Origin of the sequence: Pseudomonas sp. DR208, assembly GCF_019823005.1 — a bacterium.
Lineage (GTDB): Bacteria > Pseudomonadota > Gammaproteobacteria > Pseudomonadales > Pseudomonadaceae > Aquipseudomonas > Aquipseudomonas extremorientalis.
Map to the genome: position 1 here is coordinate 2021947 of NZ_CP081944.1, position 25699 is coordinate 2047645.

General features: G+C 56.4%; 31 protein-coding genes. 20 read left to right on the forward strand and 11 right to left on the reverse strand.

Annotated elements, in window-relative coordinates; genetic code table 11:
• Position 1: 1 nt before the first annotated feature.
• The 11 genes from K5K89_RS09030 to K5K89_RS09080 all read left to right on the forward strand — a co-directional run bounded on the left by K5K89_RS09030 (position 2) and on the right by K5K89_RS09080 (position 10526).
• Positions 2–514, forward strand: coding sequence for a DUF4376 domain-containing protein (locus tag K5K89_RS09030; RefSeq protein ID WP_093126346.1), 513 nt, complete (start codon positions 2–4; stop codon positions 512–514).
• 119 nt (positions 515–633) lie between these two features.
• Positions 634–1809: a phage tail sheath family protein gene (locus tag K5K89_RS09035; protein WP_093527438.1), complete on the forward strand. Its 1176-nt coding sequence runs from the start codon at positions 634–636 to the stop codon at positions 1807–1809.
• A gap of 12 nt (positions 1810–1821) precedes the next feature.
• Positions 1822–2325 carry a phage major tail tube protein gene (locus K5K89_RS09040; RefSeq protein ID WP_222541251.1) on the forward strand — a complete coding sequence of 168 codons (504 nt, stop codon included), beginning with the start codon at positions 1822–1824 and terminating at the stop codon, positions 2323–2325.
• A 14-nt stretch (positions 2326–2339) separates the two neighbouring features.
• Positions 2340–2642: a phage tail assembly protein gene (locus K5K89_RS09045; RefSeq protein ID WP_093126356.1), complete on the forward strand. Its 303-nt coding sequence runs from the start codon at positions 2340–2342 to the stop codon at positions 2640–2642.
• 140 nt (positions 2643–2782) lie between these two features.
• Positions 2783–5263 carry a phage tail tape measure protein gene (locus K5K89_RS09050; RefSeq protein WP_222541252.1) on the forward strand — a complete coding sequence of 827 codons (2481 nt, stop codon included), beginning with the start codon at positions 2783–2785 and terminating at the stop codon, positions 5261–5263.
• A 9-nt stretch (positions 5264–5272) separates the two neighbouring features.
• A complete protein-coding gene (locus K5K89_RS09055) occupies positions 5273–6118 on the forward strand; it encodes a phage tail protein (protein ID WP_222541253.1) in 846 nt (281 codons plus the stop codon).
• Positions 6093–6299, forward strand: a complete 207-nt coding sequence (locus tag K5K89_RS09060; protein ID WP_093527432.1) for a tail protein X — start codon at positions 6093–6095, stop codon at positions 6297–6299. The genes K5K89_RS09055 and K5K89_RS09060 overlap by 26 nt, the downstream gene beginning before the upstream one ends.
• A 16-nt stretch (positions 6300–6315) precedes the next feature.
• Complete coding sequence (locus K5K89_RS09065) at positions 6316–7359, forward strand: phage late control D family protein (protein WP_222541254.1); 1044 nt, start codon at positions 6316–6318, stop codon at positions 7357–7359.
• Between the two features lie 127 nt (positions 7360–7486).
• Complete coding sequence (locus K5K89_RS09070) at positions 7487–9382, forward strand: acyltransferase family protein (protein WP_222541255.1); 1896 nt, start codon at positions 7487–7489, stop codon at positions 9380–9382.
• A 56-nt stretch (positions 9383–9438) separates the two neighbouring features.
• Positions 9439–10002, forward strand: coding sequence for a glycoside hydrolase family 19 protein (locus tag K5K89_RS09075; RefSeq protein WP_222541256.1), 564 nt, complete (start codon positions 9439–9441; stop codon positions 10000–10002).
• Complete coding sequence (locus tag K5K89_RS09080; RefSeq protein ID WP_222541257.1) at positions 9984–10526, forward strand: lysis system i-spanin subunit Rz; 543 nt, start codon at positions 9984–9986, stop codon at positions 10524–10526. The genes K5K89_RS09075 and K5K89_RS09080 overlap by 19 nt, the downstream gene beginning before the upstream one ends.
• Positions 10527–10580: 54 nt before the next feature.
• On the opposite strand, the gene K5K89_RS09085 is transcribed toward K5K89_RS09080, so the two are convergent.
• Positions 10581–10916, reverse strand: a complete 336-nt coding sequence (locus tag K5K89_RS09085) for a GrlR family regulatory protein (RefSeq protein ID WP_173603427.1) — start codon at positions 10914–10916, stop codon at positions 10581–10583.
• Between the two features lie 254 nt (positions 10917–11170).
• Between K5K89_RS09085 and K5K89_RS09090 the strand changes: the two genes are divergently transcribed.
• Positions 11171–11965, forward strand: coding sequence for a DNA adenine methylase (locus K5K89_RS09090; protein WP_222541258.1), 795 nt, complete (start codon positions 11171–11173; stop codon positions 11963–11965).
• 119 nt (positions 11966–12084) lie between these two features.
• Here K5K89_RS09090 and K5K89_RS09095 read toward each other — a convergent pair whose 3' ends face one another.
• On the reverse strand, positions 12085–12834 hold the full coding sequence (locus K5K89_RS09095) for an SOS response-associated peptidase family protein (RefSeq protein WP_222541259.1): 750 nt from the start codon (positions 12832–12834) through the stop codon (positions 12085–12087).
• A 101-nt stretch (positions 12835–12935) separates the two neighbouring features.
• On the opposite strand from K5K89_RS09095, the gene K5K89_RS09100 reads away from it, so the two are divergent.
• From K5K89_RS09100 to K5K89_RS09110, 3 genes are all read left to right on the forward strand, one after another.
• Positions 12936–13361: a LexA family protein gene (locus tag K5K89_RS09100; RefSeq protein ID WP_222541260.1), complete on the forward strand. Its 426-nt coding sequence runs from the start codon at positions 12936–12938 to the stop codon at positions 13359–13361.
• Positions 13354–14631 (forward strand): translesion error-prone DNA polymerase V subunit UmuC, encoded by a 1278-nt coding sequence (gene umuC / locus K5K89_RS09105; protein ID WP_222541261.1) that lies wholly within the window; start codon positions 13354–13356, stop codon positions 14629–14631. Before K5K89_RS09100 ends, umuC begins: the two co-directional genes overlap by 8 nt.
• A gap of 181 nt (positions 14632–14812) precedes the next feature.
• On the forward strand, positions 14813–15988 hold the full coding sequence (locus K5K89_RS09110; protein ID WP_222541262.1) for a Shedu anti-phage system protein SduA domain-containing protein: 1176 nt from the start codon (positions 14813–14815) through the stop codon (positions 15986–15988).
• A gap of 209 nt (positions 15989–16197) precedes the next feature.
• On the opposite strand, the gene K5K89_RS09115 is transcribed toward K5K89_RS09110, so the two are convergent.
• The 4 genes from K5K89_RS09115 to K5K89_RS09130 form a co-directional block, all read right to left on the reverse strand.
• On the reverse strand, positions 16198–16749 hold the full coding sequence (locus tag K5K89_RS09115) for an HNH endonuclease (protein ID WP_222541263.1): 552 nt from the start codon (positions 16747–16749) through the stop codon (positions 16198–16200).
• Positions 16750–16769: 20 nt separating this feature from the next.
• Entirely contained in the window at positions 16770–16982 is a 213-nt protein-coding gene (locus K5K89_RS09120) for a hypothetical protein (protein WP_222541264.1), read from the reverse strand.
• A 292-nt stretch (positions 16983–17274) separates the two neighbouring features.
• A complete protein-coding gene (locus K5K89_RS09125; RefSeq protein WP_222541689.1) occupies positions 17275–17598 on the reverse strand; it encodes a type II toxin-antitoxin system RelE/ParE family toxin in 324 nt (107 codons plus the stop codon).
• Positions 17549–17791 carry a CopG family ribbon-helix-helix protein gene (locus tag K5K89_RS09130; protein WP_093126416.1) on the reverse strand — a complete coding sequence of 81 codons (243 nt, stop codon included), beginning with the start codon at positions 17789–17791 and terminating at the stop codon, positions 17549–17551. Before K5K89_RS09130 ends, K5K89_RS09125 begins: the two co-directional genes overlap by 50 nt.
• A gap of 370 nt (positions 17792–18161) precedes the next feature.
• On the opposite strand from K5K89_RS09130, the gene K5K89_RS28615 reads away from it, so the two are divergent.
• Positions 18162–18383: a hypothetical protein gene (locus K5K89_RS28615; protein ID WP_257103436.1), complete on the forward strand. Its 222-nt coding sequence runs from the start codon at positions 18162–18164 to the stop codon at positions 18381–18383.
• A gap of 99 nt (positions 18384–18482) precedes the next feature.
• Here K5K89_RS28615 and K5K89_RS09135 read toward each other — a convergent pair whose 3' ends face one another.
• The gene (locus K5K89_RS09135; RefSeq protein WP_071489035.1) at positions 18483–19670 is read right to left on the reverse strand and encodes an MFS transporter; all 1188 of its coding nucleotides are present in this window, start codon (positions 19668–19670) and stop codon (positions 18483–18485) included.
• A 483-nt stretch (positions 19671–20153) separates the two neighbouring features.
• Between K5K89_RS09135 and mqo the strand changes: the two genes are divergently transcribed.
• Complete coding sequence (gene mqo / locus K5K89_RS09140; protein ID WP_071489036.1) at positions 20154–21800, forward strand: malate dehydrogenase (quinone); 1647 nt, start codon at positions 20154–20156, stop codon at positions 21798–21800.
• Between the two features lie 65 nt (positions 21801–21865).
• On the opposite strand, the gene K5K89_RS09145 is transcribed toward mqo, so the two are convergent.
• The gene (locus tag K5K89_RS09145; RefSeq protein ID WP_028619443.1) at positions 21866–22537 is read right to left on the reverse strand and encodes an NADPH-dependent F420 reductase; all 672 of its coding nucleotides are present in this window, start codon (positions 22535–22537) and stop codon (positions 21866–21868) included.
• A 99-nt stretch (positions 22538–22636) separates the two neighbouring features.
• Between K5K89_RS09145 and K5K89_RS09150 the strand changes: the two genes are divergently transcribed.
• Both K5K89_RS09150 and K5K89_RS09155 read left to right on the forward strand, forming a co-directional pair.
• Entirely contained in the window at positions 22637–23533 is an 897-nt protein-coding gene (locus K5K89_RS09150) for a LysR family transcriptional regulator (protein ID WP_222541265.1), read from the forward strand.
• A 177-nt stretch (positions 23534–23710) separates the two neighbouring features.
• Positions 23711–24040 carry a YXWGXW repeat-containing protein gene (locus K5K89_RS09155; protein WP_071489038.1) on the forward strand — a complete coding sequence of 110 codons (330 nt, stop codon included), beginning with the start codon at positions 23711–23713 and terminating at the stop codon, positions 24038–24040.
• 25 nt (positions 24041–24065) lie between these two features.
• On the opposite strand, the gene K5K89_RS09160 is transcribed toward K5K89_RS09155, so the two are convergent.
• From K5K89_RS09160 to K5K89_RS09170, 3 genes are all read right to left on the reverse strand, one after another.
• The gene (locus K5K89_RS09160; RefSeq protein ID WP_231999483.1) at positions 24066–24440 is read right to left on the reverse strand and encodes a hypothetical protein; all 375 of its coding nucleotides are present in this window, start codon (positions 24438–24440) and stop codon (positions 24066–24068) included.
• 71 nt (positions 24441–24511) lie between these two features.
• Positions 24512–24907, reverse strand: coding sequence for a PIN domain-containing protein (locus K5K89_RS09165; RefSeq protein ID WP_222541266.1), 396 nt, complete (start codon positions 24905–24907; stop codon positions 24512–24514).
• Positions 24904–25161, reverse strand: coding sequence for an AbrB/MazE/SpoVT family DNA-binding domain-containing protein (locus K5K89_RS09170; RefSeq protein ID WP_071489041.1), 258 nt, complete (start codon positions 25159–25161; stop codon positions 24904–24906). Before K5K89_RS09170 ends, K5K89_RS09165 begins: the two co-directional genes overlap by 4 nt.
• Before the next feature lie 145 nt (positions 25162–25306).
• On the opposite strand from K5K89_RS09170, the gene K5K89_RS09175 reads away from it, so the two are divergent.
• On the forward strand, positions 25307–25699 hold the full coding sequence (locus tag K5K89_RS09175; protein ID WP_222541267.1) for a RidA family protein: 393 nt from the start codon (positions 25307–25309) through the stop codon (positions 25697–25699).

Sequence of the window (25699 nt, forward strand, 5' to 3'; positions counted from 1 at the left end):
CATGGCTAAAAAATACGCAGTTTTCTCTGATGCTGGTGTCCTCAAAAGCCTGTTGATTCATGGCGTTCATGACATCCCCAAACGTGCAATAGAGATCAATGAAGAACAATGGCAGCAAGTTAATGCTTTCGTTGACTCCATCTGGACATGGACGCCCAAGGACGGTCTTCAGAAATCGGATAGAGAGGTGAATCACTCTCAGCGTATTTCAGCTGCACGTTTTCGTTACGAAACGGCAGGTATTCGATTTGGAGATATAGCCATCGACACCGGACGTGACGGTCAAATTCTGATTACTGGTGCCGCTCTATCTGCAGTCGTTGACCCTACCTATCGCTGCACCTGGAAGGCGTTGAATGGTCCTGTTGAGCTAAATGCTCAGCAACTCATAGATATCGCAGCAGCGGTTCGAACCCACGTCCAAGCGTGTTTTGACCGAGAGAGTCAGCTATTGGAGGCTTTAGCCGAAGGTAGCTATGCGGAAGACATGCTGACCCAGGGCTGGCCTACCTGAAAGCGATTTCACAGATTGCACTGACATTCACCCTCGGCCAAAAGGCTCTTCAAAGCATTTTCCGCCCCCCCAACACAAACCTCGCCCTGGCGGGGTTTTGTTGTTTCTGGAGTTCAACTATGAGTAATGCAGGTGGATTTTTTCACGGCGTCACGGTGACCAACGTCGACACCGGCACGCGGCCTATCGCTGTGCCGTCGTCTTCCATCATCGGGCTTTGCGACACCTTCACCCCTGGCCCCGCTGCCAGTGCCTTGCCCAATCAACTGCTGCTGATCACCCGCGAAAGCGAAGCCATCGCCGCCTGGGGCGCAGATGCTGCGATCACCAAGGCGATCAAGGCTATCTACGTTCGCTCCAAGGCGGTGATCGTTGCCTGTGGTGTGGAGAAGCTGGCAGACGCTGCAGCGCAAACCTCGGCCATCATCGGCGGCGTGTTGGCAAACGGCACCCGTACCGGCATGCAGGCGCTGCTGGATGGCAAGAGCCGCTTCAACGCTCAGCCGCGTTTGCTGGCCGCGCCCAAGCACACCGCGACCTTGCCCGCCGCTACGGCGCTGGTGGCTTTGAGCGAAAAACTACGTGCCCTCGCCATCATCGACGGGCCCAACACCACCGACGAAGCCGCGATGGAATACCGCGAAAACTTCGGCAGTAAGCGCGTATTCCTGGTCGACCCTGGTGTGCAGTATTGGGACACCGCACTCAGTGCCACTGTCGATGCACCGAGTTCCGCCTGGGTCGCCGGGCTCTTCGCCTGGACCGATTCGGAATACGGCTTCTGGGCCTCGCCGTCGAACAAAGAGTTTGTCGGCGTCACCGGCACCTGCCGTCCCATAGAGTTCTTGGATGGCGACGAAACCTGCCGCGCCAACCTGCTCAACAACGCGCAGATCACCACGATCATCCGCGATGACGGCTACCGCCTGTGGGGCAATCGCACCTGTTCCAGCGATCCGAAGTGGGCGTTTGTCACCCGTGTGCGGACCATGGACATCGTCATGGACGCGATCCTCTACGGCCACAAATGGGCGGTGGACCGCTCAATCACCAAGACCTATGTCAGCGACGTGACCGAGGGCCTCGCGAACTTCATGCGTGATCTGAAGAACCAGGGCGCGGTGATCAACTTCGAGGTGTTCGCCGATCCGGTGTTGAACACGGCCAGCCAGCTGGAGCAGGGCAAGGTGTACTGGAACATCCGCTTCACCGACGTGCCACCGGCAGAAAACCCTAACTTCCGGGTCGAGGTCACCAACCAGTGGCTGACCGAAGTCCTCGACACCAACACTTAAGGAGAACGCCCGATGGTTCCGCAAACGCTCTACAACATGAACGCCCATATCGATGGCGTCAGCTTTGCCGGGGATATCACCAGCTTCACGCTACCCAAGATGACCCTGAAAACCGAGGAGCATCGCGCAGGGGGCATGGATGCCCCGGTGGAGATGGATCAGGGCATGGAAAAACTTGAGGCCAGTTTCGCCGGTAAAGGCGTGCGCCCTGAGGCCATGAAGTTTTACGGCCTGGCCGATCAGACTGCATTCAACGCAGTGTTCCGTGGTTCCTTCAAGGGCCAGAAAGGCGCGACCACGGGTGTTGTCGCCACTGTCAGAGGCATGCTCAAAGAGGTAGATCCTGGCGATTGGACGGCCGGTGAAGCTGCCGAGTTCAAGTACGCCGTGGCCTGCAGCTACTACAAGCTGGAGGTCGCGGGCCGGGTAATGTTCGAAATCGATCCAATCAACTGCGTCCGGGTTATCAACGGTGTCGATCAACTCGCCAGCGTCCGCCGCGACCTGGGTATGTAAGGAAGCCTTTCATCATGAGCACACTGAAAAAACTGCCTACCTGGCTGACCGTCACCGCCGAGAGCGCCGCCATTACGCTGTCTCGGTCGAGCGAGATTAACGGCGTGATGGTCGACCGCCTGACCCTGCGCTCTCCTACCGTGCGCGAAGTGCGCGCCGCCAATGCCACCAGTGGCGGCGATGACGAACTGCGCGAGATGCACCTTTTCGCCTCGCTCTCCGAAGCCGGCACCAAGGATCTGGAGGGGCTCAAACTGACGGATTACCAGCGGTTGCAGGCCGCCTATTTTCGCCTGGTGCAGGACGACGGGATTTAGCGCCGAACTGCAGAAGAAGGTCGCGAAACGCTTGGCTGTGGAATTCTCTTTTTCAGCTAGCGAAGTCGAGACCATGCCCTTTTCCACGATGATCTGGTGGCTCACGGACTGAGCCCCGCATCCCGGCCCGGAGTAATCCCATGGCAAATAACCTGTCGCTCGGCCTGGTTATCGGCGGCGTCGTCAGCTCCACGGTAGGCGCGGCCTTCAAGGATGTTGAAGGCCGCATCAAAAAGCTTGGCGAAACTGGCACCAAAGCCCGCGTACTGCAAAGCACCATCGGCGACACCATCCGCCTGCGGGACGAATGGAAAAAGGCCCACGATACCGGTGCCGCCTCGGCTGGTGACCTGCTGAAAAAGCTGGAGGGTAACCTCAAAACCTTGAGAGAGCAGGGCATTGAAGTCGGCAAACTGCGCAAGGAATACCAAGCCCTCGGCCAGGTAGCGCGGGGCGCCGAACTCAAGGCGCTGGGTCATGCGCAGATCCAGCAGGGTAAAGAGGGGATGAAGAGTTCCCTCGGCAAAGCGGCGGCGCTTACCGCATCGTTAGCGATTCCGACCAAGGTCTCCGGCGATTACCAGGCGCAGGTCCGCCAGATGTCGTTATGGGCCCACACTGCCGGTACCGGCGATGAGGCCGAGCTGGCGGCGAGCATCAGCAAAGTCGCGGCAGAGAAGGGCATGAGCCAGCAACTGCTGGCGAAGTCGGTCGGTGCGTTGATCGAAAAAGGTGTTGATTGGGACGTGGCCACCGCCTATGCCGGGCAGATCGCCGACCTGATCGACGGCCAGGGTATGGAGCCTGAAACCATCGCGACCCTGATCAACTCCTTCAAAGAGGCCGGGGTCAAGCAAGGCGACATGGCAGCGATGCTGGGCCAGGTTGCAGCGGCTGGAGATATCGGCGCATTTGGGCCGAAGGAAATGGCGCGGTACCTGCCGGCGATGCTCGGCAACATCAAGCGCCTCGGCATGGAAGGGCCTGAGGCCGTGCGTTTCCTGGGAGCAAGCCTGCAGTCGCAGTTCTCGCAAACCCAGGACGCGGCGGCAGCGGCGACCAACATGAACAACTTGCTCAACGCCGTGATCAGCAGCACCAGCCAGGAACGGTTTGCCAAGGAAGGGTACGACCTGGCCGGCTCAATCCTCGCCGCGACCAAAAGCGGCAAGGCGGCGAACCCGGTCGATGCGTTCATCATGCTCAGCGAGCAGTTGATCAGAAAGCAGGACCCCGCTAAAGCCAAGAAAATCGAGGCGCTCAAGGCCAAGATCAAAGCGTCGGCGGATGGCAGTGCCGAGGAAGAGCAGGCCATGATCGCCCTGACTGAGGCTGCCGGGCTGGCGAACATCGTCAGCGATCAGAGCGCCAGTGCGGGTTTGCTCGCGCAGATAAAATACGGCGACAAGATCAAGGCTGATATGGCGACGATCAAGGATACGGATGGCAAGGCCAAGATTGAGGCGGATGCGGCGAAGGCGCGTGAGACGTCCAACCGGAAGTGGGCAAGCGCGACGGCTGGCATTGAATCGTCGATGACGCGTATTGGCGATGCGGTGCGGCCGCTGACTGACCTGGCTGCGGATGGATTGGCGAAGGTGGCGTACGGGCTGGGGGAGTTGGCTGGGAAGTTTCCAACTGTCATCAGCGGGGCGACGGTATTGGCGGCCGGTGTTGTCGGCCTGGGTGCTGCGATCAACGCGATCAAGATTGGCAAAGGTTTGCTCAATGTTGGGCGTGGCTCTTTGATGGGCAACCCGAACGTGATCCAGCGGGTGTTCGTCACCAACCCTTCCAGCGGTGCGGGTGGGGTGGATGTCGGCGATGGAAAGCGTCGCCGTGGCAAGGGCAAACGTGGTCGCGGTGGTCGAGGATCTATCCCTAGTCTGGCTTCAGCACCCCCGGCCGCAGCTGCTGCCAATCGATTTGCACCTAAGGCCGTGATGGGCAAGGGCCTCGGGTTCGCCAAGGTTGGCGCTCCCATGGCGCTGATTGAGGCAGGGTTGATCGCGGCCGATACCTATCAAAACGCGGAGACTCGCGACGAAAAAGCCGAAGGCTATGGCAACGCCGCCGGTACTTTGGCCGGCACGCTGGCCGGTGCTGCAGCGGGTGCCGCGATTGGTTCTGTGGTACCGGTGATCGGCACCGTCGTCGGCGGGCTGATTGGCGGGTTTCTCGGTAGCTGGGGCGGCGGCGAGCTGGGCAGTGCAGTGGGCAAGGCTGCATTCGGTGAGCCGGACAAGCCGATAGAACGCCTGGCCCAGCCCTCGCCGTTGCTGCTGCCGAAGCCCGCCGGGCCAGGTATTTCACGGTTTACTCAGTTGGCCCCGACCCCGGCTACAGGCCCATTGATGGGGGACGTTGCCCGTTCGTTGGCGACTGCTCCATCAGCCGCAGCAGTGCCTGCACTGCTCAGCGCCAGCGCCGCCGCGAAGCCGGATCCCGCTCGCGTTGAGCAGGCCTGGACGTTCGCCCCAACCATGCCGGTGACGGTGCAGGGTGACGTCAAGGACCCACGGCAATTGGCTCAGGAAATGATGCCGTACATGCGTCAGCTGTTTGAGGAGTTCAGCCGCGAGCAGGCGAGGCGCAACCTGTTCGATGCCCCCCACGTTTAAGGAGTTGTCATGGCTTACATGGAGCAGCTGCAATCCGGCTTCACATCCCTGGTCCAGGCAGGAGAGGCCGGGCGGCATAGCATCGACGATATGATCGGCCCGGTGAACGGTGCCATTGGTGAAATCACAGGGGCAGCTGATGAGCTGTCGAGCATTCCAGGCGTACCACCCGCTGTAGGGGAAAAGCTGCAACGGGTGATGCGTGGTATCAATGCGGCGCAATCCAAGGTTGGCACTGTTTTGTCGACCTACAGCAAAGCAACGCGCGCGATGTCGGCGATTGATGAACGTGTGGTCACTTTGAAGGAACAAGCCGCTCGGGCCAGCACGGCAATCAACCAGATCGCGGGCAAGGTCAGCCCGCGCCTGGCGAACATCTTGCCCACCAGCGCCTTGGCACCGAGTGCAACGCCCATGGCGGAAGCGGTCAAACCGTTTCCCCACTTGCTGATCCTGCAGCCGCTGCAAGCCAATGCCCAGCCTTTCTACTTCAACCTGGACACGGCGGCCTTCGACGAACTACGCCGGCAAACACAATTCCGCTGGGCCTCACAAGAGCGCCTCAGTCGTCGGCCAGCACAGCAGGCTGTGGGTATCGGCGAGGATAAGCTCAGCCTCAAGGGCGCAATTTTCCCCGCCTTCAAGGGAGGCCTCAAGCAGCTCGACACTCTGCGCTCCATCGGCGGGCAACTGTTGCCGTTGAACCTCACTACGGGGTACGGCGTTGTCCTCGGCACTTGGTGCCTGGGCAGCGTAGAGGAAGAGCAGGGCGCGCTGCTGGCCGGCGGGATCCCGCGCAAGCAAACCTTTAGTTTGGAGTTCACTCGCTATGGCGATGATATGCAGAACGTCTGACGGCGACCTGCTCGATACCTTGTGTTACCAGCATTACGGCCACCTCAATGGCACGGTCGAGGCGGTGCTGGCGGCCAATCGGTTGTTAGCGGATGAACCACAACCGTTGCGCACCGGGCTGCTAATAACCTTCCCTGACATTGAACAAAAGGCGGTCGAACAGGTGCAGCTGTGGGATTGAATTTAGAGGACCAACCATGAAGCCAATCTTTCGAATTGTCGCTGATGGCAACGACATCACAGCCTTGATCAACGACCGTCTGCTGTTACTGCGCACGCTCGACAAACCTGGTATGGAGTCGGACGAGTTCGAATTACGTATTGATGACCGTGACGGCGCCGTCGCGCTCCCCAAGAAGGGCGCCGGGGTCGAGATCTATCTTGGCTACGACAGCAAAGCGCTGGCACGTCTTGGGCGTTACACCGTGGATGACATCGAGGTCTCCGGTCCGCCGGATACCCTGGTCATTCGCGGTAAAGCCAGCGACATGCGCGGCAGTGGCAAGACCACCCGCAGCAGCAGTTGGGAAAATGTGCCGCTGTCCAAGATCGTCATTGATATTGCCGCACGTAATGGATGGAAGCATGAATGCCCAGTAGCAACTGTAGTTCCTCGGGCCGATCAGATGAACGAGTCTGACTATAACTTCATCACCCGGCTCGCCAAGGATCACGACTGTACCGCCAAGGTGGCCGACAGCAAGCTGCTGGTACTGCCACGTCAGAGTGGGCAGACCGCCAGTGGCAAGAATTTGCCAGCGATCACCATCCGACGCAGTGACGTCAGCCGCTGGCAATTCCGCTTTACCGACCGCACCACTCAAAAGGCAGTCAAAGCCAGGTATCAGGACAAGAAAACCGGAGAGCTGGTGAACCTGACTCTGGACAACGATGACGCACCTGTAGGGTTGCCCCCGGTGCATACCGACCGACATATCCATCCCAACAAATCCGCCGCTGAGCAGGCAGCCAAAGCCCGGCTCGCCGCATTCAATCGCTCGACCGCTGAGGTACGTTTGGAGATGCTAGGGCGTACGGATCTCTATGCTGAACGACAGGTAAATGCGCAGGGTTTCAAGGAAGGGTTGGACGGGGAGTTCCTAGTGGACTCGGTAGAGCAGGTGTTCACCCAGTCTGGCTGGAGTACCACAGTGGAATGCAACGCAGGTAAGAAGGGCAAGGCTAAGGCTGCAAGCAAGAAAAAGAAAAAGCCAAAAGAAGTCAAAGTGATGCAGCTTTGATGAGTGCGAGGCTCAATTAGATAGAAATCCTGTAATATCTGGCCCGTGACGAGTTTGGGAGTCAGCCGTCACCCCCAAAATATCAAGTCATATGCCTCGTTAAAAGACAGTCATCGGATAGCGAATAATGGATTTTAGAAAAGATATAAATGGTTTAAGAGCGCTAGCTGTACTGGCTGTTGTTATTTACCACTTCAATGCGTTATGGCTGCCGGGCGGGTTTGCTGGGGTAGATGTGTTCTTTGTTATCTCCGGCTATTTGATGACGGCGATTATTTGCCGTGGGTTGAGTGGCGATGATTTCAGTTTGATTCGTTTCTATATTGCGCGGGCTAAGCGGATCATTCCCGTACTAGCTGTTATGTGTTTTGCGTTAATGGTGTTTGGTTGGTTTAACTTGTTAGCGACCGAATACAAGCAAATGGCGCAGCATGTTTATAGTAGTCTTGGGTTTTACTCGAATACTGTTTATCTGAAAGAGGTAGGGTATTTTGCCGCAAGCACTAACGAGAATTGGCTGCTTCACACCTGGTCGCTTTCTGTTGAGTGGCAGTTCTATATTATCTATCCAATTGTGCTACTGGTCCTGAGGAAAGTATTTGGACTTAGGGCTATCCGTTGGTTTGTGCTGGCGGCGGTTTTGATTGGTTTTATTTACTCGCTCATACTTTCTCCACAGTACCCAGAACAAGCGTTTTATCTGCTGAAAGCCCGCGCCTGGGAGCTTTGCGCCGGTGGCCTTGCCTTCCTTTTCCCTCTCGCATTGAACAAAGCGAAAAGCCGTATCCTCGAATGGGCAGGGTTAGTGCTAATCCTGTCTGGCTATATCGTGATATCGAAAACTGTGGTGTGGCCCGGTTATTACGCGCTCATGCCGGTCATGGGAACGCTGATGGTAATCCTCGCCAATAGACAGAATTCTCGGTTGACCGGCAATTGGGTGTTTCAGCGTGTAGGCTTGTACTCGTACTCGATTTACATTTGGCACTGGCCTGTCATGGTCTACATGACTTATTCGGGGCAGCTCGATGGCTTTTTCAGCGCCTTGATAGGTATTGTTATTTCACTGGTGTTCGGTTATGCATCCTATGCATTAATTGAGCGTAAGAGGGGTAAGCCTAAGAGTGGCGCTCGTTCTTTGGCTTGGTGTGGCGGTTTCGTAAGTCTCGTGTTACTCAGTGTTTTAGTTTTTAAATCCAATGGCCTCAACTCGGATATAAGAGGTGAGAGCATCACTGAGAAAACAAGATTCGTGGATAGTTATGCAGCGCTGCATAAAAATCTTGGTGAAGCATACTGGCTTAAATGTAATTCTTATGAGGTTTTTGCCGCTACCGGTGCTAAAAATATTGACGCGTCTTGCACTGAAAAGAAGGGGATGGGGGGTGTTTTTCTTTGGGGCGACTCGCACGCTGAAGCACTTTCATTCGGAATTCGGAGCAATTTGCCTGCCGGTGTTCCTTTCTATCAAGTCACCTCATCTGCTTGTGGAGCAACCCTAGGTCAGAACAAGTCTCCTGTGGCGTTCCAAGCTACCTGTAATGCATCCAATGCCTTTGCATTGCAGGAAATTGCTCGGATCCAACCTGAGATGGTCGTGATGGCTCAACAGAATTCTCACGAGCTTACGGATTGGAATGAAATTGCTCGGCATCTAAAGACGCTGGGAGTCAAAGAGGTCGTGCTGGTTGGGCCGGTACCGCAATGGCAACCGTCATTGCCACTGGTGATCACTAAGCGTCATTGGAATTCTGCTGACAGTCAGATCGTCGATCAGGGGCTGGATCAACGGATCCTCAAAACTGACGCATTGCTCAAGGAAAAACTCGATTCGAGTGTGATCGACTATATTTCTGTTATCGGCGGTGTATGTAAAGGCTTGGCCTGTTTGGCCAAGGTCGATGATGGAAAGTCGCTAATGGCGGTGGATTACGGTCACCTGACCCCTTCGGCGTCCTTGTACGTAGGACGAACGATTCTTGCCCCGAGGCTGAAGCAATTACTGCACCCCTCTAACGGCTGACAAACATCTGTAACCAAACCCGGCACTTGCCGGGTTTTTTTCGTCTGGAGAAAATCATGGGACTAACCGAAGCACAGCTCCAACGCATCATGCCCAACGCCCGCCGCCAAGCGGGCGTTTTTGTATCCGCCCTAAACGCGGCCATGACCAACCGCAGGATCGATACACCGAAGCGCCAGGCGGCCTTCCTTGCCCAGGTTGGGCACGAGTCCGGCCAGCTGCAGTACGTGCGTGAACTGGGGAGCGATCAATACCTCAGCAAGTACGACACCGGTCCGCTGGCAACCAGGCTTGGCAACACTCCGACCGCCGACGGTGACGGCCAACGCTATCGCGGTCGTGGGCTTATCCAGGTCACCGGGCACGACAACTACCTGCGCTGCAGCCTGGCGTTGTTTGGTGATGAGCGATTGCTGCGCACGCCGGAGCTGCTTGAATTGCCGCAATGGGCCGCTGAGTCGGCCGCGTGGTTCTGGTCGGTGAATGGATTGAATGTGCTCGCGGATCAGGAGCAGTTCACCACCATCACCCGGCGGATCAATGGGGGCCTCAATGGCCTGGAGGATCGGCTGCAGCTGTGGGCCAGGGCGAGGGCGGTGTTATGCGTCTCTTCGACCTGATCCCCATGCCATACCGGCTCGCCGCAGTCGGCGCGTTGATGGTGACGGTGGTGGCCGGATCTGCTGCCTTCGCCTGGACCGCTCAAGGTTGGCGCTACGGCCAGCAGTTGGAGCGCCAGGCCAGGCTACACGCCGACACCCTCGGCGAGTTATCCCGAGCGGCTGCCGCCCAGCAGCGCAAAGAACAGGACAAGCACCTCGCCCTTGAGCAGCGCCTGCGGAACAAAGATGAAACCCACTACAAGGAATTGACCGATGAGCAAACCAAGCAGGCTCGTCTGCGTGATCGCCTGGCTACTGCTGATCTGCGGCTGTCAGTCGTTCTCGCCGCCACCGACGCCACCAGCCGCTGTTCAGTGCCAACCACCACCGCCACCGGCCGCGTGGTTCATGGCCCCACAAGAGCCCAACTTGACCCAGCGCATTCTCTACGAATTATCGGAATCACCGGTGCCGGCGACCGAGGATTGATCGCCCTGCGGGCCTGTCAGGCTTATGCGAGAGACATTTCCCGCAACTTGTGAGTCGAGTGTTGGTAAGGCAGATAACCTTAAAAGGTTATCTGCCGAAGAGAGTTACTACACGGCAGGGGCAATCTTACTTCCTTGTAAAGTTATTTCTATGTGAGGTGCGCCCTCTACAGTGCCTGATAATGAGATTGTTCCATTTTCATAATCGATATTGCCAGCCGCATTCAATGTGTAGTTATCGAGGCCGGTAACGTTAGTATTGCCCTCGCGCCACATGCTGACTCTGAATTGCCCTGTGAAGGGTCCTGAAACGGTAGGGACGGCCCCTTGATAGAGATAGTTTGGGTCTCCGCCGTTAGCTGATCCGTTTTTGATTACTACAAGGCCGCCGCCATTATCTGGGCGGTTCGATCTAAAGTTTACTGAAAATATACCGTTCGACATTTCATACTCCTAGTGTGATGGCGTATTGATGCTAGCTGATTGTTATGAATATGCAATTTTCTAGGGGAGAGATAAAAAACGAAATGTAACGATATGTTTGATTTACAAAAAGAGCGATCCAATTAGATGCGTCAACATCTAAATGGATCGCTGTCCCGCAGATTACCCCTGCAAGTCCAGCCAAGGCTCCTGCTTCGTGCACAAAGCGGAGCGAGCCTAGCACTGTTTATCCATACAGCAAAGGTCTTGCTTCTATGTCTACACCCATCGTCCCATGGATGGGCGGCAAACGCCGCCTGGCCGACCGCCTTATCCCGCTCTTCCCACCCCACGAATGCTACGTCGAAGTCTTTGCCGGCGGCGCCGCGCTCTACTTCATGCGTCCCCAGGCCGCCCCGGTTGAAGTCCTAAACGACATCAACGGCGACCTGGTGACGCTCTACCGCGTTGTGCAGAACCACTTAGAAGAATTCGTGCGCCAGTTCAAATGGGCACTCAGTTCTCGACAGGTGTTCGAATGGCAGAAAATGACCCGCCCTGAAACCCTTACCGATATCCAGCGCGCCGCCCGATTTTTCTACCTGCAGCATCACGCCTTCGCCGGCAAGGTGACGGGGCAGACCTTTGGCACCGCGACCACTGGCCCGGCTATCAATCTGCTGCGGATCGAGGAGAACCTCTCTGCCGCATGGCAGCGCCTGTCCGGCACCTATGTTGAGAATCTCCCCTGGATTGATTGCGCTGAACGTTACGACCGACCGCACACGTTCCATTACATGGACCCGCCTTACTGGCAAACCGCAGGCTATGGCGTCGACTTTCCTTTTGAAAACTACGAGCGAATGGCCGACTTCATGCGGCGCTGCAAGGGCAAGGTTATGGTCAGCATCAATGACCATCCCGATATCCGACGGGTGTTTGAAGGCTTTCACTTCGAGACGCTAGATATCCGATACAGCACAGCTAACCAGCGCCAAGGCAAAGCCGAGATCAGCGGTGAGTTGGTAATCATGAATTGGGAGCCGGCAGCGTTGGGTGGGCTGTTCTGATAGGCGCCGCCGTTTTGAACGGTGGCGCGTTGCCCCCACTGAACTAAAGTTGCCCCGGTAGCTCGTACTTCTTTTAACCTCACATTGGGTAGCGGATGGATAAGCAACTCGCGGGTCTTTCATTTCTGCTTACCCTGGTGTGGATCTCTGCAGTCGCCTTCGTGATGTGGTACCTGAGCTGACCTTTCTGGCTCAATCAGTTCAGGCCCCTGATTTCTAATATTCCCTACGTCCTTGCCTACGGGAAACCATTCAAGCTCTTCCGTGGGTTGGCACAGTTCCTTTGCAATCTCCTTCGCTCGCGATGGAGTTATGCCGGGATCAAGCCACTCGTTGGCATGCTCTGGCGTCAGCACCAAAGGGCGCCGGTCGTGGATATCGACCATGCCCTGATCGCTTGCGGCGGTGATGATGACAAAACCATCGCCTTCATGAGGCTCCAACCCAGGATTTACTTGGGCAAGCGCTCCGAAGAACATCGGACGCCGGCTCTTCAGTCGGATGAAGTAGGGCTGCTTCTTCTTCGGATCATCCGGATCTTTTACCCATTCATACCAGCCTTCACTGGGCACAATGGCCCGGCCATTCGGCCAGAGCTGTTTGAAGAACTTCCCGGTGGTGACCGTCTCGACCCTAGCGTTAATCGGATCCGGACGTTTTCCCTTCGCCCAGAACGGCGCCCATCCCCATTTCACTGCATCGATATGCAGCCCATCCTCTAAAGTGTGTAGAAGCTGCACCCGCGTCGACGGTGCGACGTTGTAGCGATCAATAGGCTGAGCGTCATACCCGCTGAAGAGCTTTATCTGCGGGCTCAACTCTTCAATGAAGATCGCCATCCCTTCGTACTGCACGAATCGCCCACACATACGCACCTCTCCGCTTGTCGAAATCCCCTACAGAAAAATTGACCGCAAGCGTCCTACAAAGTTAACTGTACATTCATACAGTAAATGTAAAAGGCCGCATCATGAGCTTCACCATTCTAGGTCCCATCGCTGAGGTAGGCGAAAAGTTGCCGTTGTGCTCGTTCCAGGTTCCGGCCGGTTTTCCTTCGCCGGCAGCGGACCACATCGAGCAGCACATCTCATTGGATGAGGTCCTGAATATCCGAGCGCCCCACGTGTACCTGGTGGCGATCACCGGTGAGAGCATGCAGGGCGTCGGGATCTTCGATGGTGACCTGGCCGTGGTAGACCGTGCCATTGAGCCGATCCATGGGCATGTGGTCGTGGCGTTGCTGAACAACGAGCCTGTGTGCAAGCGCCTATGCAAGCGCGGCCGGGAGGTGGTCCTGCTTTCCGAAAACCCCAAGTTCCCGGCACGCTACATTCTCGAAGGCGACGAACTGTCGATCTGGGGCGTGATCACCAGCACAGTGCGCAGCCATGTCTAAGCAGCAGCCAACCTTCGCACTGATCGACTGCAACAGCTTCTATGCCAGTTGCGAGCGGGTATTCCGGCCCGACCTTGCGAAGGTGCCAATCGTAGTGCTGAGCAATAACGATGGCTGTGTCATCGCCCGGAGCTACGACGCCAAACCCTTCATAAAAATGGGCGAGCCATATTTCCAGATCAAGCACAAGCTCAAGCAGCACGGCATTGTCCCGTTCTCCTCCAACTATGCGCTGTACGGTGACATGAGCGAGCGTGTGATGAGCCTGATTGAGGCCATGGTGCCGGCGGTCGAGGTGTACAGCATTGATGAGGCGTTCGCGGATCTGACTGGTATCGGTGGGCTGGATGCTTTAGGCCGACAGATTCGCGCCCAGGTGCTTCGCTGCACCGGCATCCCGGTAGGTGTTGGTATCGCGCATACAAAGACCCTTGCGAAGCTGGCAAACCACACCGCAAAGCGCCTGCAATCGCAGACTGGCGGTGTGGTCAATATCACCGACCCGGTTAAGCGGGACTGGGTGCTGCGTAATACGGACGTAGCGGAGGTGTGGGGCGTTGGCCGAAAGATGAAACTTCACCTCGATGCGATGGGCATCAAGTCTGCAATGGACCTGGCTAAGGCGGATCCATGGACACTCCGCAAGAAGTTCAGCGTTGTAATCGAGAAGACAGCAAGGGAGCTGGCCGGTACGCCCTGTCTGGAACTGGACGAGCCGGATCCGCCAAAGCAAGAGATCTGCTGCAGCCGTATGTTTGGCAAGCGGCTGACGGAGCTGTCGCCCATCAAGGAGGCCGTAGCCACCTACATAATGCGAGCCTCGGAGAAGCTAAGGGCTCAGAACTCGCTTTGCAAGAAAGTGCGCGTATCCATCCGCACCGGCATGTTCAATCCAGAAGAGGCGAAGTATGCCAATGGGGTGGTGGTGGATATGCCGTATCCCACTGACGACGTGCGACTCTTGACCAAGGTGGCGGTCGACGCACTTGATCGGGTGTTTCGGCCGGGATTCAACTACAGCAAAGGGGAAGTGATGCTCCTGAACCTGTGCAAGCCAGGTGAATACACGGACGATCTGTTTGCCACTTCTCAGCCTGCAGAGGCGACCCGTGTGATGGCGGTGCTGGACCAGATCAACTGGCGTTGGGGTATGGGCACTCTACGCTCGGCTAGTGTGCCGGCGGCCCCTGACTGGGGTATGCGCCGTGAGATGATGAGTCGAAGTTATACTACAAAAATTGATCAGTTGTGGAGTGTGCACTGTAGCTAGATGATTTCTAAGGGGAGGGGGCGTTTTTTTGATCAGTCGTGAGTTTCCGACTGATATGTTCGATGGTGTTAATTTTAAGAAATCACTAGCGGGAAGCTTACTTGCATGTTAAGTTTTATAGTCTATAGTATTTTTATGTAGTGCGTTATTGATAAATGGTATGGGGCGCTAGGGGTAGGGAATGAAGTTTGATATTTTTAAGTCTATTACAATTGATATCTTACGAAAGTATCTTTCGGGCATTTGGTTGGCGCATAATGATGGGCGGTTAGATAGTGGTGAAGGAGTGTTGAGTTACCCTACGGCAGTTCTGTTTGCAAACTGCGATGGGTATTTTGTTGCTGAACTGATCGGGCACTCTTCACGATATAATGGGTTGGACGTAATTAAGGTGAAAACCCAGAATATATATCGGTATCTGAGTCAGTATCATGATGACGCATCTGATGCCTTTTTTGAGTTGGATGCTGCAGGGCATGGGTTTAAAGATATATGTTTCGGGAGTGCGCTGGAAATAGAGGGGTTTGAGAAAAGGTTTCCATCTATACGGCTGTTTAAAACTTTCATAAAGGGTAGGGCAGGTGGGGAAAGTTCTTCCTTTCTATTTGGTGATAACTTCAGATCGTTGCATATTGAGGAGTGCTTGTTCGTTAATAAAAGAGAGGAAATGTATAGGTGTAAGCACGTTAAGTGTATGTTTGTATTAAAAAGTGACGTTTCAGTGCCAGAGCTTAAAGCATTTTATTCAGATTTCTTGTCAGGGGAGAATGTTCGGTGTGCGACAACCGGGAAAGCTGACTCGCGTGTAAAGAACATTGCAGCTCAACTCCAAGGTCTTTACCTTTCTAAAGGAGTGCACGAAACCACCATTGGAAAATTTATTAATGATCACCCTGAGGTAATTCATAAAGCTTTCAGGTGTAAAAGTTTTTTACATGAAAAAAGCTTTAAATGGCTTGAGTCAAAGTTTGAAATTGTTGAAAAAGAAATACGACCTGATTTGCTTGTCCTACGGGACGACGGGTTTTATGATATTTATGATTTGAAAACTGCCGTCGATGCAAAGAAAAGCTTGACTAATACAAAAAGCAGCAGGAGAAAATTTATCGACTGCGTCTCTGATGGAGTCGCTCAGTTAATAAATTATAGAGAGTATTTTAAGTACGAGAAGAATGCAAAGTATGCTCTGGAAAATCATGGTGTTCGAGTTAGTGATCCTGAATTGGTGCTGGTAGTAGGAAGTATGGATAATTTCTCCGCTCTTGAAGTCGAACAGGCGGCTATGATGTATCAAAAAGTAACTATAATAGACTATGACACATTGTGTTTTATGTATAGTTCTAGTTTTGAAAAGTGATTTAGGATTTTTAAGCTGAAGGTAGAGGTTTAGTGATGTGTGGCTATTTTTTGGAATAGCTCTCAAGGGTTTGTGTTTACAGTTTTTGAATTGTCGTTGGCATCTACTGAAAGATAAATTTTATATGGGTGTGGTTGCATTTTCCACCTGGTGGTCATGAGTTTTACGGCCAAAAATTACGGGCATGCTCCTCAAGAAATTTTATTCTCCTAAGCAATCGGGGTATCAATATGTATTGTTCGGCCCAGATCTATCCCCTCTGCATAGCGCTTGATAAAGGCCATGCCTGTTTCAGTGACCCAATAAGTGAAAGTCATCGGAAAACTTTTAAAGTAACCATCAGATCCGTTGATGTCGAAGGTTAAGCCCGGAACGTTCTTATCAACGAAAAAGCCGTCCTGAACTGCGTTGGCCACAAGTACATCACCGCCTGGTCCAAGTATGAATACGCGCTCTCCGGTTTTTGCGATCAAGGAAAATAATCGTCGCTCACATTCTCCATATCGGTTGTTCAAAATGCCTAGATTTTGCTTGTAAGCTTTTACCGAAAGTCGATCAATATCTTTTTTCTGATCAAAGCGGGTATGACAATTTGGGCATAGAGCGATCAAGTTTTCGAATGAGTTATCCTGCGACTCGGCCCATGGAACGATATGGGCAATCTCTGTCGTAGTTGACCGGCACGTGGGGATAGCGCACCGATGACCAGCCTCTACTAACACTGCTCTTTGAACTGCTGCTGGAATGTGGTCTCTCGGCACAGGTTTCTCCTAATTGTGGGTTAAAGGTTTGTAGATCGAAGTTTTGCCAGGCCTTGCTTTATGTGTCCAGCGTTTTCGCCAATCGTTTGCAATGCACCGCGGACATTATCCCCAACCTCCGGCGCACCCAACTGTTCGACATGCAGTGTAAGCTCCAACAACGCTGCCTCCAAGGCCAGTTGGTTGGTGTACATCCTCTGCAGCACATCCGCTAGCGAATAATCATTCGGCATTGCATCGACTCCTTCGAGAAAAAGTACAAGCATAGTGCCGGTAGTGCCCTTGTCTGGCAGGAATTGCGGCTCGCTTAGAAATTGCTACAAAGCGAAGAAGTTTCAGCACATAAGACCGTTATGCAGGGGCTTTGGTGGAGTTCTCTATCCAATCCATCATCGGGGCGACGGAGAAGCGGCGGGAGAGTGGGGCGATTTGTAGGGGCATTGGGGCGTCTGAGTCAGCGGGGTGAATGGCGCGCAGTTTATCAGGGATGTATGTTGGGTGTCGGGGAGCCGAGATTTGCGTCCACTACCATTTCGAACGTGGACGCTGCCGTGTATGGAATACACCGAGGATTTGCAGGCGATCACTGCGTATCCGATACGGAATCAGATATGACCAATTGGGGACTGCCCATTCACGGGTGTTTTTAACCCGGCCTTCACGACCCATGGAGGGAAATTGAGCCAGTTTGTCGACGCTGGCGAAAATGGCATCGGAGAAGTCGTCAGCAGCCGTTGGATTTTCGAGAGCGATATAGTTCGCTTCGTCTTCTAGATTTTTGAGCGCTTTTTCAAGCCACTCAACCCGCCTTCCGACTCCAGCGCCTAGCGCGCATGGCCGCCACTTGATCGTCGGTGGCGAATTTGCCTTGGTCGGCTTCTTTCACGGCCAACTCGATCTGAGCGGTCAGCGTTTTTTCATGCTCGATGTAGTCGCGAAGAACGTCCATCGCCAGGTAGGTCGCAGTCTGGCCGTTGCTTTTGGCCAAGTCGGCAAGAGAGTTGGACAGGTCTTCCGGCAGGGTTAGGGAGATTCCAGTCATGGCGACCTCGAAGGTGGATGGTTGTGGGCATCTTACACTGTGGATCGTTGGCTTGAATCAGCAGGTCGTCGCGAGGTGTATCCAGAAGCTACTAACCTTAATTCAGAGCATCATGGTTTTATCGATTTGGTCTAAGGGCGTTCGCGGAAACCTTCCTACTCTTCTTTCGGCTTGCCCCTCAGACCACCCATTGCCTGACAAATCACGCAATCCTTATATCGATCAAATCAGCGCTCCCTCCGAACACCCAACCGGCAACCTGAACCCCTCCTGTCACCCAGCAAAGTTTCATCATTCCCGGCGCTTTTGAGGGCTACGATCCTCTTCAAGAGAGGACCTCCGCGCCTCCATTCCACAGGGAACTGAAACCATGATTTCGAACCTCGTTAAAGTCGTTATGGTTGCGGGTACGTTGCTGTTGGGCGCGTGTTCGACAGGGTCGGCCGGCGTGAGCAGTGACCCGTGTTTTTCAGGCGGATGCCAGGCGTTTGGGGACCATAGCCCCAGCAAAGCCGCCAAGATGAATTTTGGCGGCAGTGGGTTGGGGAGTAGTTATGGGGAGTATGGGGCGGGGTTGTTGCATGATGATTGATGGGGTGGTGGGCAGTCGTGAGTGTGTTGACTGACCCACTGCCATCGGGGGCAAGCCCCCTCCCACAGTTGGATCTTCATTGGATCGGGAAGTGTGGCGTCAGTGGCCGCCCTTCATGCGGCGGGCGATGAGGTAGATGCCCAGGCCGATCAACGCTGTAGCGGCGCCGATGTAGCCGGTGCTGGTCCAGCCATACCCGGCTGTAATCGCCATCCCGCCCAACCACGGTCCCAGCGCATTCGCCAGGTTGAACGCCGCGTGGTTCGACGCCGCCGCCAGGCTCGGGGCTTCGTGGGCGATGTCCATCAAGCGGATTTGCAGGGGAGCTGCCATGGCGATCATGGTGCCGACCAGACCAATGCCCAGCAGCACGCTCCATAGCGAACTGGCGGCGAAGGTGAAGAAGATCAGCACGGCCATCGACCACACCATGATCCAACCCACGGCGCGAAATTGCAGGCGGTCGAACAGCTTGCCGCCGGCGATGTTGCCGATGATGCCGCCGACGCCAAACGCGGCGAGGCCGAAGGGAATCCACTGCGGCGAGACTTTGGTCACTTCCAGCATGGTCGGCGCCAGGTAGCTGAACACGCAGAACATCCCTGCAAACCCGATCGCGCCAATCGACAACGCCATCCACACCTGCGGTTTGGTGAAGGCGCGCAGTTCCTTGCGCGGGTCGCTGCGTTGTTCGTCGTGACGATGGGGCACGAATTGCCAGACCAGTAAGAGGGTGCACAGGGCAATCACGCTGACCAGTGCAAACGCCGAGCGCCAGCCCAGGTGTTGGCCGAGGAAGGTGGCGATGGGGTTGCCGAGCAGCATGGCCAGGGTCAGGCCCATCATCACGCGGGCCACGGCGCCGGCGCGTTTGTCGTTGGGCACCATGCTCGAGGCGACCACGGCGGCGATGCCGAAGTAGGCGCCGTGGGGCAGGCCGCTGATAAAGCGGAAGGCCACCAGCGAGCCGAAGGTCGGGGTGAAGGCGGTGGCCAGGTTGCCCAGCGCATACAGGCCCATCAGTAACAGCAGCATATGTTTGCGCAGCAACTTGGCGCCGAGGATGGCCAGCAGTGGGGCGCCGACCATCACGCCCAGGGCGTAGGCGCTGATGGCGTGGCCGACTTGCGGTTCACTCAAATTCAGATTGTGGGCGATGTCGGGCATCAAGCCCATGATGGCGAATTCGCCGGTGCCGATCGCGAAGGCGCCCACGGCCATGGCCGCTTCCATTTTGGCGGCGCTGCGCGCGGGCAGCACATGCCCGGGTGTTTGCTGGATAGTCATGGGTAACTCTGGTTGGATGTAGCGCACGAAGGAGAGCCGCTGATGCTACGCAAGCGGCGGCAAAGGTGTCTAGAACAGCCGTTTGCGTCAGAGTTCCAGGCCTGTGACCCCTGGTCGCGCCTGCCACGCTTGACATCGACGGGTTAAAAGCCGCGATTTAGAGCTGTCAATTGGCCAAACGGCGCATAAACGCCGTTTGCCGTGATATTCTGCGCGCCGTCCTGGTCTAGTCTCTCCTGGGTACGTACATCCGTATACGTCCCGGCGGTTGGCTGTCGCCCAGGTAGCTGAAGCCAATAATGATAAAAAGTCAGCGCAGAAGGGACATAAACAGTGAGGTCGATACGTCGGCCTTGTGTGCCCACCCTGCGGCCCTCTCGTGAATGTGCAAACCCCGCGGTGCGTTGCCTGGCGCATCGTGATGGAGGGTTGCCCATGATCAGGGGCGGTAGGGCGGATGGCGTTTTATCATAGGTGCTACTGATGTTTAAAAAAGTAAACACTGCCCTGCTGGGGCTGGCTTTGTCGCTGGGGATCAGCTCCGCTCAGGCGGAAGAGGCAAAGAAAGTCGATGTGCTGCTGATTGGCGGCGGCATCATGAGTGCGACCCTGGGTGTCTGGCTCAACGAGCTGGAGCCGGACTGGTCGATGGAGATGGTCGAGCGCCTCGATGGCGTGGCCGAAGAAAGCTCCAACGGCTGGAACAACGCCGGTACCGGTCACTCGGCCCTGGCTGAGCTGAACTACACCCCGGAAGACAAGAACGGCAACGTTGAGATCCCGAAAGCGGTCGAGATCAACGAAGCGTTCCAGATTTCCCGTCAGTTCTGGTCCTGGCAGGTCCGCCAAGGCGTGCTGAAAGACCCGCGTTCGTTCATCAACACCACACCGCACATGAGCTTTGTGTGGGGCGATGACAACATCAAGTTCCTGAAAAAACGCTACGAAGCCCTGAAGGCCAGCCCGCTGTTCGCTGGCATGCAGTACTCCGAAGACCCGGCGCAGATCGCCAAGTGGGTTCCGCTGATGATGGAAGGGCGTGACCCGAACCAGAAAATCGCGGCCACCTGGAGCCCGCTGGGGACCGACATGAACTTCGGCGAGATCACCCGCCAGTTCGTCGCTCACCTGCAGACCACGCCTAAGTTCGACCTGAAGCTGTCGAGCGAAGTGCAGGACATCACCAAGAACGCCGACGGTTCGTGGCGTGTGAGCTACAAAAACCTGAAAGACGGCACCAAGACCGAAACCGACGCCAAGTTCGTGTTCATCGGCGCCGGCGGCGGTGCGCTGCACCTGCTGCAGAAGTCGGGCATTCCTGAAGCCAAGGAATACGCTGGCTTCCCGGTAGGTGGTTCGTTCCTGGTGACCGATAACCCAACCGTTGCCGAGCAACACCTGGCCAAGGCCTACGGCAAGGCTTCGGTTGGCGCGCCACCGATGTCGGTTCCGCACCTGGACACCCGCGTGCTGGATGGCAAGCGCGTGATCCTGTTTGGCCCATTCGCGACCTTCTCGACCAAGTTCCTGAAAGAAGGCTCGTACCTGGACCTGCTGACCAGCACCACCACCCACAACATCTGGCCAATGACCAAAGTCGGTATTCGTGAATACCCACTGGTCGAGTACCTCGCCGGCCAACTGATGCTGTCGGACGACGACCGCTTCAAGGCGCTGCAAGAGTACTTCCCGAACGCCAAGCAATCCGACTGGCGCCTGTGGCAAGCCGGTCAGCGCGTGCAGATCATCAAGCGTGACGAGGAGCAAGGCGGCGTCCTGAAACTCGGCACTGAAGTGGTCAGCTCCGCCGACAACACCATCGCGGGCCTGTTGGGTGCATCGCCAGGCGCGTCCACTGCGGCCCCGATCATGCTGACCGTGCTGCAGAAAGTGTTCAAGGACAAGGTCGCGACCCCTGAGTGGCAGGCCAAGCTGCACCAGATCGTACCGAGCTACGGCACCAAGCTGAACGACAGTCCGGAAGCGGTTGCCAAGGAATGGGCCTACACCGCCGAAGTCCTGCAACTGCCTACGCCGCCTGTGATTCCGCAAATGGCTGCACCCAAGGCCACCGAGGCTGCCAAGCCCGCGGCTGAGCCGAGCAAGCCGGCGTCTGATCTGGCGCTGTAAGCCAGGCTGATGCACAAAGCCCGCTGAACCGGTAACGGTCAGCGGGCTTTTTTGTGGGGCGGTGTTTAAGCGCGGGTGTGCTCGCGGTCGACCGGCGGCAGTTCGACCGTACGCTCGGCCGCGGCCAGGGCCGCCTTCAGCCCGGGCTGGTCCAGCGGCACGCAGTACGCGGGCTTGGCCCGCTCGAACCGCCAGCTTTCATCCAGGCTGCCGGCATCGACGGCGTCAAAGCCCAGCTCGTCGAGCAGGGTGATCACCTGCGCTTTGGCGACAGCATCGTCGCCGGCCACCGGCAATGCGCGACGGTCAGGTGCGCCGTGGGGGCGAGCATGATCGGTAATGTCCGCGGCGAAAATCGCGTTGAACACTTTGATCACCTTTGAGTGGGTGAAGTGTTCGGCGAGCAGTCGGCTGGTGGTGGTTTCAAATCGATCCAGCGCGGGGAAATGACCGTCGCGCTCCGGGTAGTAGTTGTTGGCGTCGAGCAAGGTCTTGCCTGCCAGCCACTGCGCCGGGACTTTTCGGTAGTGTTCAAACGGAATCGCCACCAGCACCACGTCACCAAACTGTGCGGCATCTTCTGCGCTGCCCACTTTGACGCCGCGTATGCCACTTACCACGCTGCTCATGGTCTGCGGGCCGCGAGAGTTGCTCAACATCACTTCATGCCCGGCCGCCAGTGCCCGCTGTGCCACGGCGCGCCCGATAAAACCGGCTCCAATCACGCCAATCTTCATGGTCTTGCTCCTGATAAAGGGGGAAGCCGCTATGATGATTGGCAACCAAATGGCGATAAATAAGCACTATGGCGTGGATGTTGTTACTGGGAGTAGGGAATGATGGACCGTCTATCGAGCATGAATGCCTTTGTGATCGCCGCCGAATTGGGCTCCTACGCCCGCGCCGCCGAGCGTTTGCACATGTCGGCGCAAATGGTGGCCAAACACGTTGCCGCGCTGGAGCAGCGCCTCGGTGCGCGGTTACTTAATCGCACCACGCGCAGGCAAAGCCTCACGGAGTTGGGGAGCGCGTACTACGAACGTTGCAAACATATCCTTACGGAGGCCGAAGCTGCGGACTCGCTGGCGCAAATCATGAATGACACGCCGCGTGGCAAGCTGAAGATCACCGCGCCTGTGACCTTCGGTTCCTACAGCCTGATGCCACTGATTACTGCATTCCTGCGCGATAACTCGGACGTGGAAATCGACCTGCACCTGACGGATCGCTTCGTCGACTTGGTGGAAGAGGGCTATGAAGCAGCCTTCCGCATCGGTCCATTGGCGACCACCGGCCTGACAGCCCGGCCACTGGCGCCTTATCGCCTGGTGGTCTGTGCTTCGCCTGCGTACCTGGCTGCGCGGGGTACGCCGCAGGTGCCGGCAGACCTGGAACGTCACGAATGCCTGGGCTATGCCTTCTGGTCACGCCCGGCGGACCGCGAGTGGATATTTCATCAAGGCTCGACGCTGTACAGCGTACAGGTGACCAGTCGTCTGCAGATCAACGAAAGCCGGGCATTGATGTCGGCGGCGCTGGACGGTTTCGGCATGGTTCTCGGCCCCCAGGATTTTTTGCGTACGGCAATGGCCCGCGGTGAGTTGGTACAGGTGCTGCCGGACTTCGAGGCCCCGAGCCGGCCAATGCATCTGGTCTACACCGCAAATCGGCAGCGCACCGCCAAGTTGCGGCGATTTGTCGAGGCAGTGCTGGCGCGTTTCGGTCCGGTTTGAGCATTCAAGTACCCGACGAGCCTTTCGTCTACCCCATGAACGCAACGCCCTCAGGTTCAGCAACCTGACAGACGCCACCTGTTAAAAATACTCCAGAGCCAAGCAGGAGCGAGGCTGCAACAAGGGGGCATTTTCTAGCGGTGCAGGTACTGGGCGTCAGCGTCCGAGGGTTTTTCTATGTGGCTACGTTATGGGGCATTGGCGGCCATGGTCGTCGCGGCATCCGGGTGTGTTCAAGAGCGCGTCGTGCATGAGCGCAGGCCGGTGCAACATGAGTATGTGGAAGTCATCGCGCCGCAACCGCCGCCGGTGCAGGTGATCGAAGTCGAGCCACCCGTACGCTACGGCTATATATGGTCGCGTGGTTATTGGCGCTGGGACGGCGGGCGATATGTGGCGGTACATGGTCACTGGGAGCCGGTACGCGAAGGCTATCGCTACGTGCATCCGCATTGGGTGCAGCGTAATGACGGGTATCACTGGCAGGGTGGTGGCTGGGTTCGCTGAGCCCAGGTTTCATTGGCAAGTAGCGTTAGATCGGCTTGTGGGTACCCAGCAGCCGAACCTCTCGCAACAATGCGGCACCGAGTTGATCGGTGCCCAGTTCCCGATAGCCCACGGCCTTGACCTCGCCGTTCTCCTCCGCCTGGATGAGGATCACCGGGGTTTCCTTGCCGGTGGTTTCGTCGATATGCATCGCGTATTGGGGAATATCCAGCTTGATCGGCGTCCCCGCCGCCTGGCCTTTCACATTGATCAGGAAGGCGGCGCAACCGCTGTCGACATCCGCACTGGTGGCGGAGCGGCCGCTGACGAAGCAGGTTTTTGGCAGATCGGGCCAGGTGATGGCATCGGCCAGGGCGAGAGTGGGCGCCATAGCCAGGGCTGCGAGTAGAAACGTGCGCACGTCGGTCTTTCTCTCGATCAAGGTAAAAAACGGTTTGTATCAAAGCCCGCCCGCTGCCGCAATGCTGCGGTTCAGCCCAGTCGCTTCATGCCTGTGGTCTTGATCGCACTGAGGTCGAAGGTTGCCGTGTACTCGCAACCGGCGGCATGGGCGCAGCGCTCGATCAGGCAGTCTGCAAAGTCAGCCTTGTTCGCCACAAACGTGCGCAGCGCCTGCCAGATGATCTCGGCATGTTCTACGGTCAATTCGCGGGTGCGCAGCAGGGTCTCCAGTACCATCACCACATCACTTTTGGCCGACTGGTAGCAGCTTTGCAGTACCCACACCAACTCCACAATGGAAACCAGGCTGATAAAGCCCGGCGAGGCAGTGGTCAGTGATTCGATCAGATCGGACGCCTTGGCAGATTGAACGGGATCATCCTGGGTGATGTAGCGCACCAGCACATTGGTATCCAGCCCGATCATCCGGCTTTTGCCCCCTGCGTTGCGATGGCTTGGTTCATCTCTTCGATGGAGACGGCCCTGGCGGAGCTGCGGATCAGCCCTTTGAGGTCATGCACCGTTTTGCTCGCGGCAATGATGGAAAACTGCCCATCTTCCATTTCTACGAATTCAACCCGATCCCCTGTTTCCAGGCCGAGGGCTGTCCTGACCTGGACAGGAATGGTGATTTGGCCTTTTGAGGTGAGTGTAGCGATAGCCATGTTGAAGATCTCCATCGTGATATTCCTTACCTTAGGGTAAGGAATGACAGAGGACAATATCCGTCGGTCCATAGGGTGCTCATCTGGTGTGGGTGAGTCGGAACAGGTAAAACACTAGTCCCAACTGTGCTCGCCTGCCGGGCTTAAAGAGATACAAGCCATGACCGACCGCCAGCTCATCATCCCTCCCTCCATGCACTCAATCGTCGAGCGCGCCGGCTACGTGCCCGCGGTCAAGGTGGGCAAGACGTTGTACTGCGCCGGTCAGGTCGGGCGTACGGCTGCATTGGCGGTGATCGAGGACCCCGAGGCGCAATTCGTCGCGGCCTGGGAGAATCTGCGGCAGGTGCTGGAAGAGGGCGGTTGCACCTTCGACGATGTGGTGGACATGACCACTTATCACGTCGACATGAGCCAGCACATGGCGGTTTTCCGTGAGGTGAAAAACCGCCTGTTTCCACGTGGGCATTGCGCCTGGACCACTATCGGGGTGTCCGAACTGGCGCACCCCGGCCTGCTGGTGGAAATCAAATGTGTGGCGGTACAGCGCTAG

Coding starts and splice junctions, on each gene's coding strand:
- K5K89_RS09030 (WP_093126346.1), top strand. CDS start 2: ATGGCTAAAAAATACGCAGTTTTCTCTGATGCTGGTGTCCTCAAAAGC.
- K5K89_RS09035 (WP_093527438.1), top strand. CDS start 634: ATGAGTAATGCAGGTGGATTTTTTCACGGCGTCACGGTGACCAACGTC.
- K5K89_RS09040 (WP_222541251.1), top strand. CDS start 1,822: ATGGTTCCGCAAACGCTCTACAACATGAACGCCCATATCGATGGCGTC.
- K5K89_RS09045 (WP_093126356.1), top strand. CDS start 2,340: ATGAGCACACTGAAAAAACTGCCTACCTGGCTGACCGTCACCGCCGAG.
- K5K89_RS09050 (WP_222541252.1), top strand. CDS start 2,783: ATGGCAAATAACCTGTCGCTCGGCCTGGTTATCGGCGGCGTCGTCAGC.
- K5K89_RS09055 (WP_222541253.1), top strand. CDS start 5,273: ATGGCTTACATGGAGCAGCTGCAATCCGGCTTCACATCCCTGGTCCAG.
- K5K89_RS09060 (WP_093527432.1), top strand. CDS start 6,093: ATGGCGATGATATGCAGAACGTCTGACGGCGACCTGCTCGATACCTTG.
- K5K89_RS09065 (WP_222541254.1), top strand. CDS start 6,316: ATGAAGCCAATCTTTCGAATTGTCGCTGATGGCAACGACATCACAGCC.
- K5K89_RS09070 (WP_222541255.1), top strand. CDS start 7,487: ATGGATTTTAGAAAAGATATAAATGGTTTAAGAGCGCTAGCTGTACTG.
- K5K89_RS09075 (WP_222541256.1), top strand. CDS start 9,439: ATGGGACTAACCGAAGCACAGCTCCAACGCATCATGCCCAACGCCCGC.
- K5K89_RS09080 (WP_222541257.1), top strand. CDS start 9,984: ATGCGTCTCTTCGACCTGATCCCCATGCCATACCGGCTCGCCGCAGTC.
- K5K89_RS09085 (WP_173603427.1), bottom strand. CDS start 10,916: ATGTCGAACGGTATATTTTCAGTAAACTTTAGATCGAACCGCCCAGAT.
- K5K89_RS09090 (WP_222541258.1), top strand. CDS start 11,171: ATGTCTACACCCATCGTCCCATGGATGGGCGGCAAACGCCGCCTGGCC.
- K5K89_RS09095 (WP_222541259.1), bottom strand. CDS start 12,834: ATGTGTGGGCGATTCGTGCAGTACGAAGGGATGGCGATCTTCATTGAA.
- K5K89_RS09100 (WP_222541260.1), top strand. CDS start 12,936: ATGAGCTTCACCATTCTAGGTCCCATCGCTGAGGTAGGCGAAAAGTTG.
- umuC (WP_222541261.1), top strand. CDS start 13,354: ATGTCTAAGCAGCAGCCAACCTTCGCACTGATCGACTGCAACAGCTTC.
- K5K89_RS09110 (WP_222541262.1), top strand. CDS start 14,813: ATGAAGTTTGATATTTTTAAGTCTATTACAATTGATATCTTACGAAAG.
- K5K89_RS09120 (WP_222541264.1), bottom strand. CDS start 16,982: ATGCCGAATGATTATTCGCTAGCGGATGTGCTGCAGAGGATGTACACC.
- K5K89_RS09130 (WP_093126416.1), bottom strand. CDS start 17,791: ATGACTGGAATCTCCCTAACCCTGCCGGAAGACCTGTCCAACTCTCTT.
- K5K89_RS28615 (WP_257103436.1), top strand. CDS start 18,162: ATGATTTCGAACCTCGTTAAAGTCGTTATGGTTGCGGGTACGTTGCTG.
- K5K89_RS09135 (WP_071489035.1), bottom strand. CDS start 19,670: ATGACTATCCAGCAAACACCCGGGCATGTGCTGCCCGCGCGCAGCGCC.
- mqo (WP_071489036.1), top strand. CDS start 20,154: ATGTTTAAAAAAGTAAACACTGCCCTGCTGGGGCTGGCTTTGTCGCTG.
- K5K89_RS09145 (WP_028619443.1), bottom strand. CDS start 22,537: ATGAAGATTGGCGTGATTGGAGCCGGTTTTATCGGGCGCGCCGTGGCA.
- K5K89_RS09150 (WP_222541265.1), top strand. CDS start 22,637: ATGATGGACCGTCTATCGAGCATGAATGCCTTTGTGATCGCCGCCGAA.
- K5K89_RS09155 (WP_071489038.1), top strand. CDS start 23,711: ATGTGGCTACGTTATGGGGCATTGGCGGCCATGGTCGTCGCGGCATCC.
- K5K89_RS09165 (WP_222541266.1), bottom strand. CDS start 24,907: ATGATCGGGCTGGATACCAATGTGCTGGTGCGCTACATCACCCAGGAT.
- K5K89_RS09170 (WP_071489041.1), bottom strand. CDS start 25,161: ATGGAGATCTTCAACATGGCTATCGCTACACTCACCTCAAAAGGCCAA.
- K5K89_RS09175 (WP_222541267.1), top strand. CDS start 25,307: ATGACCGACCGCCAGCTCATCATCCCTCCCTCCATGCACTCAATCGTC.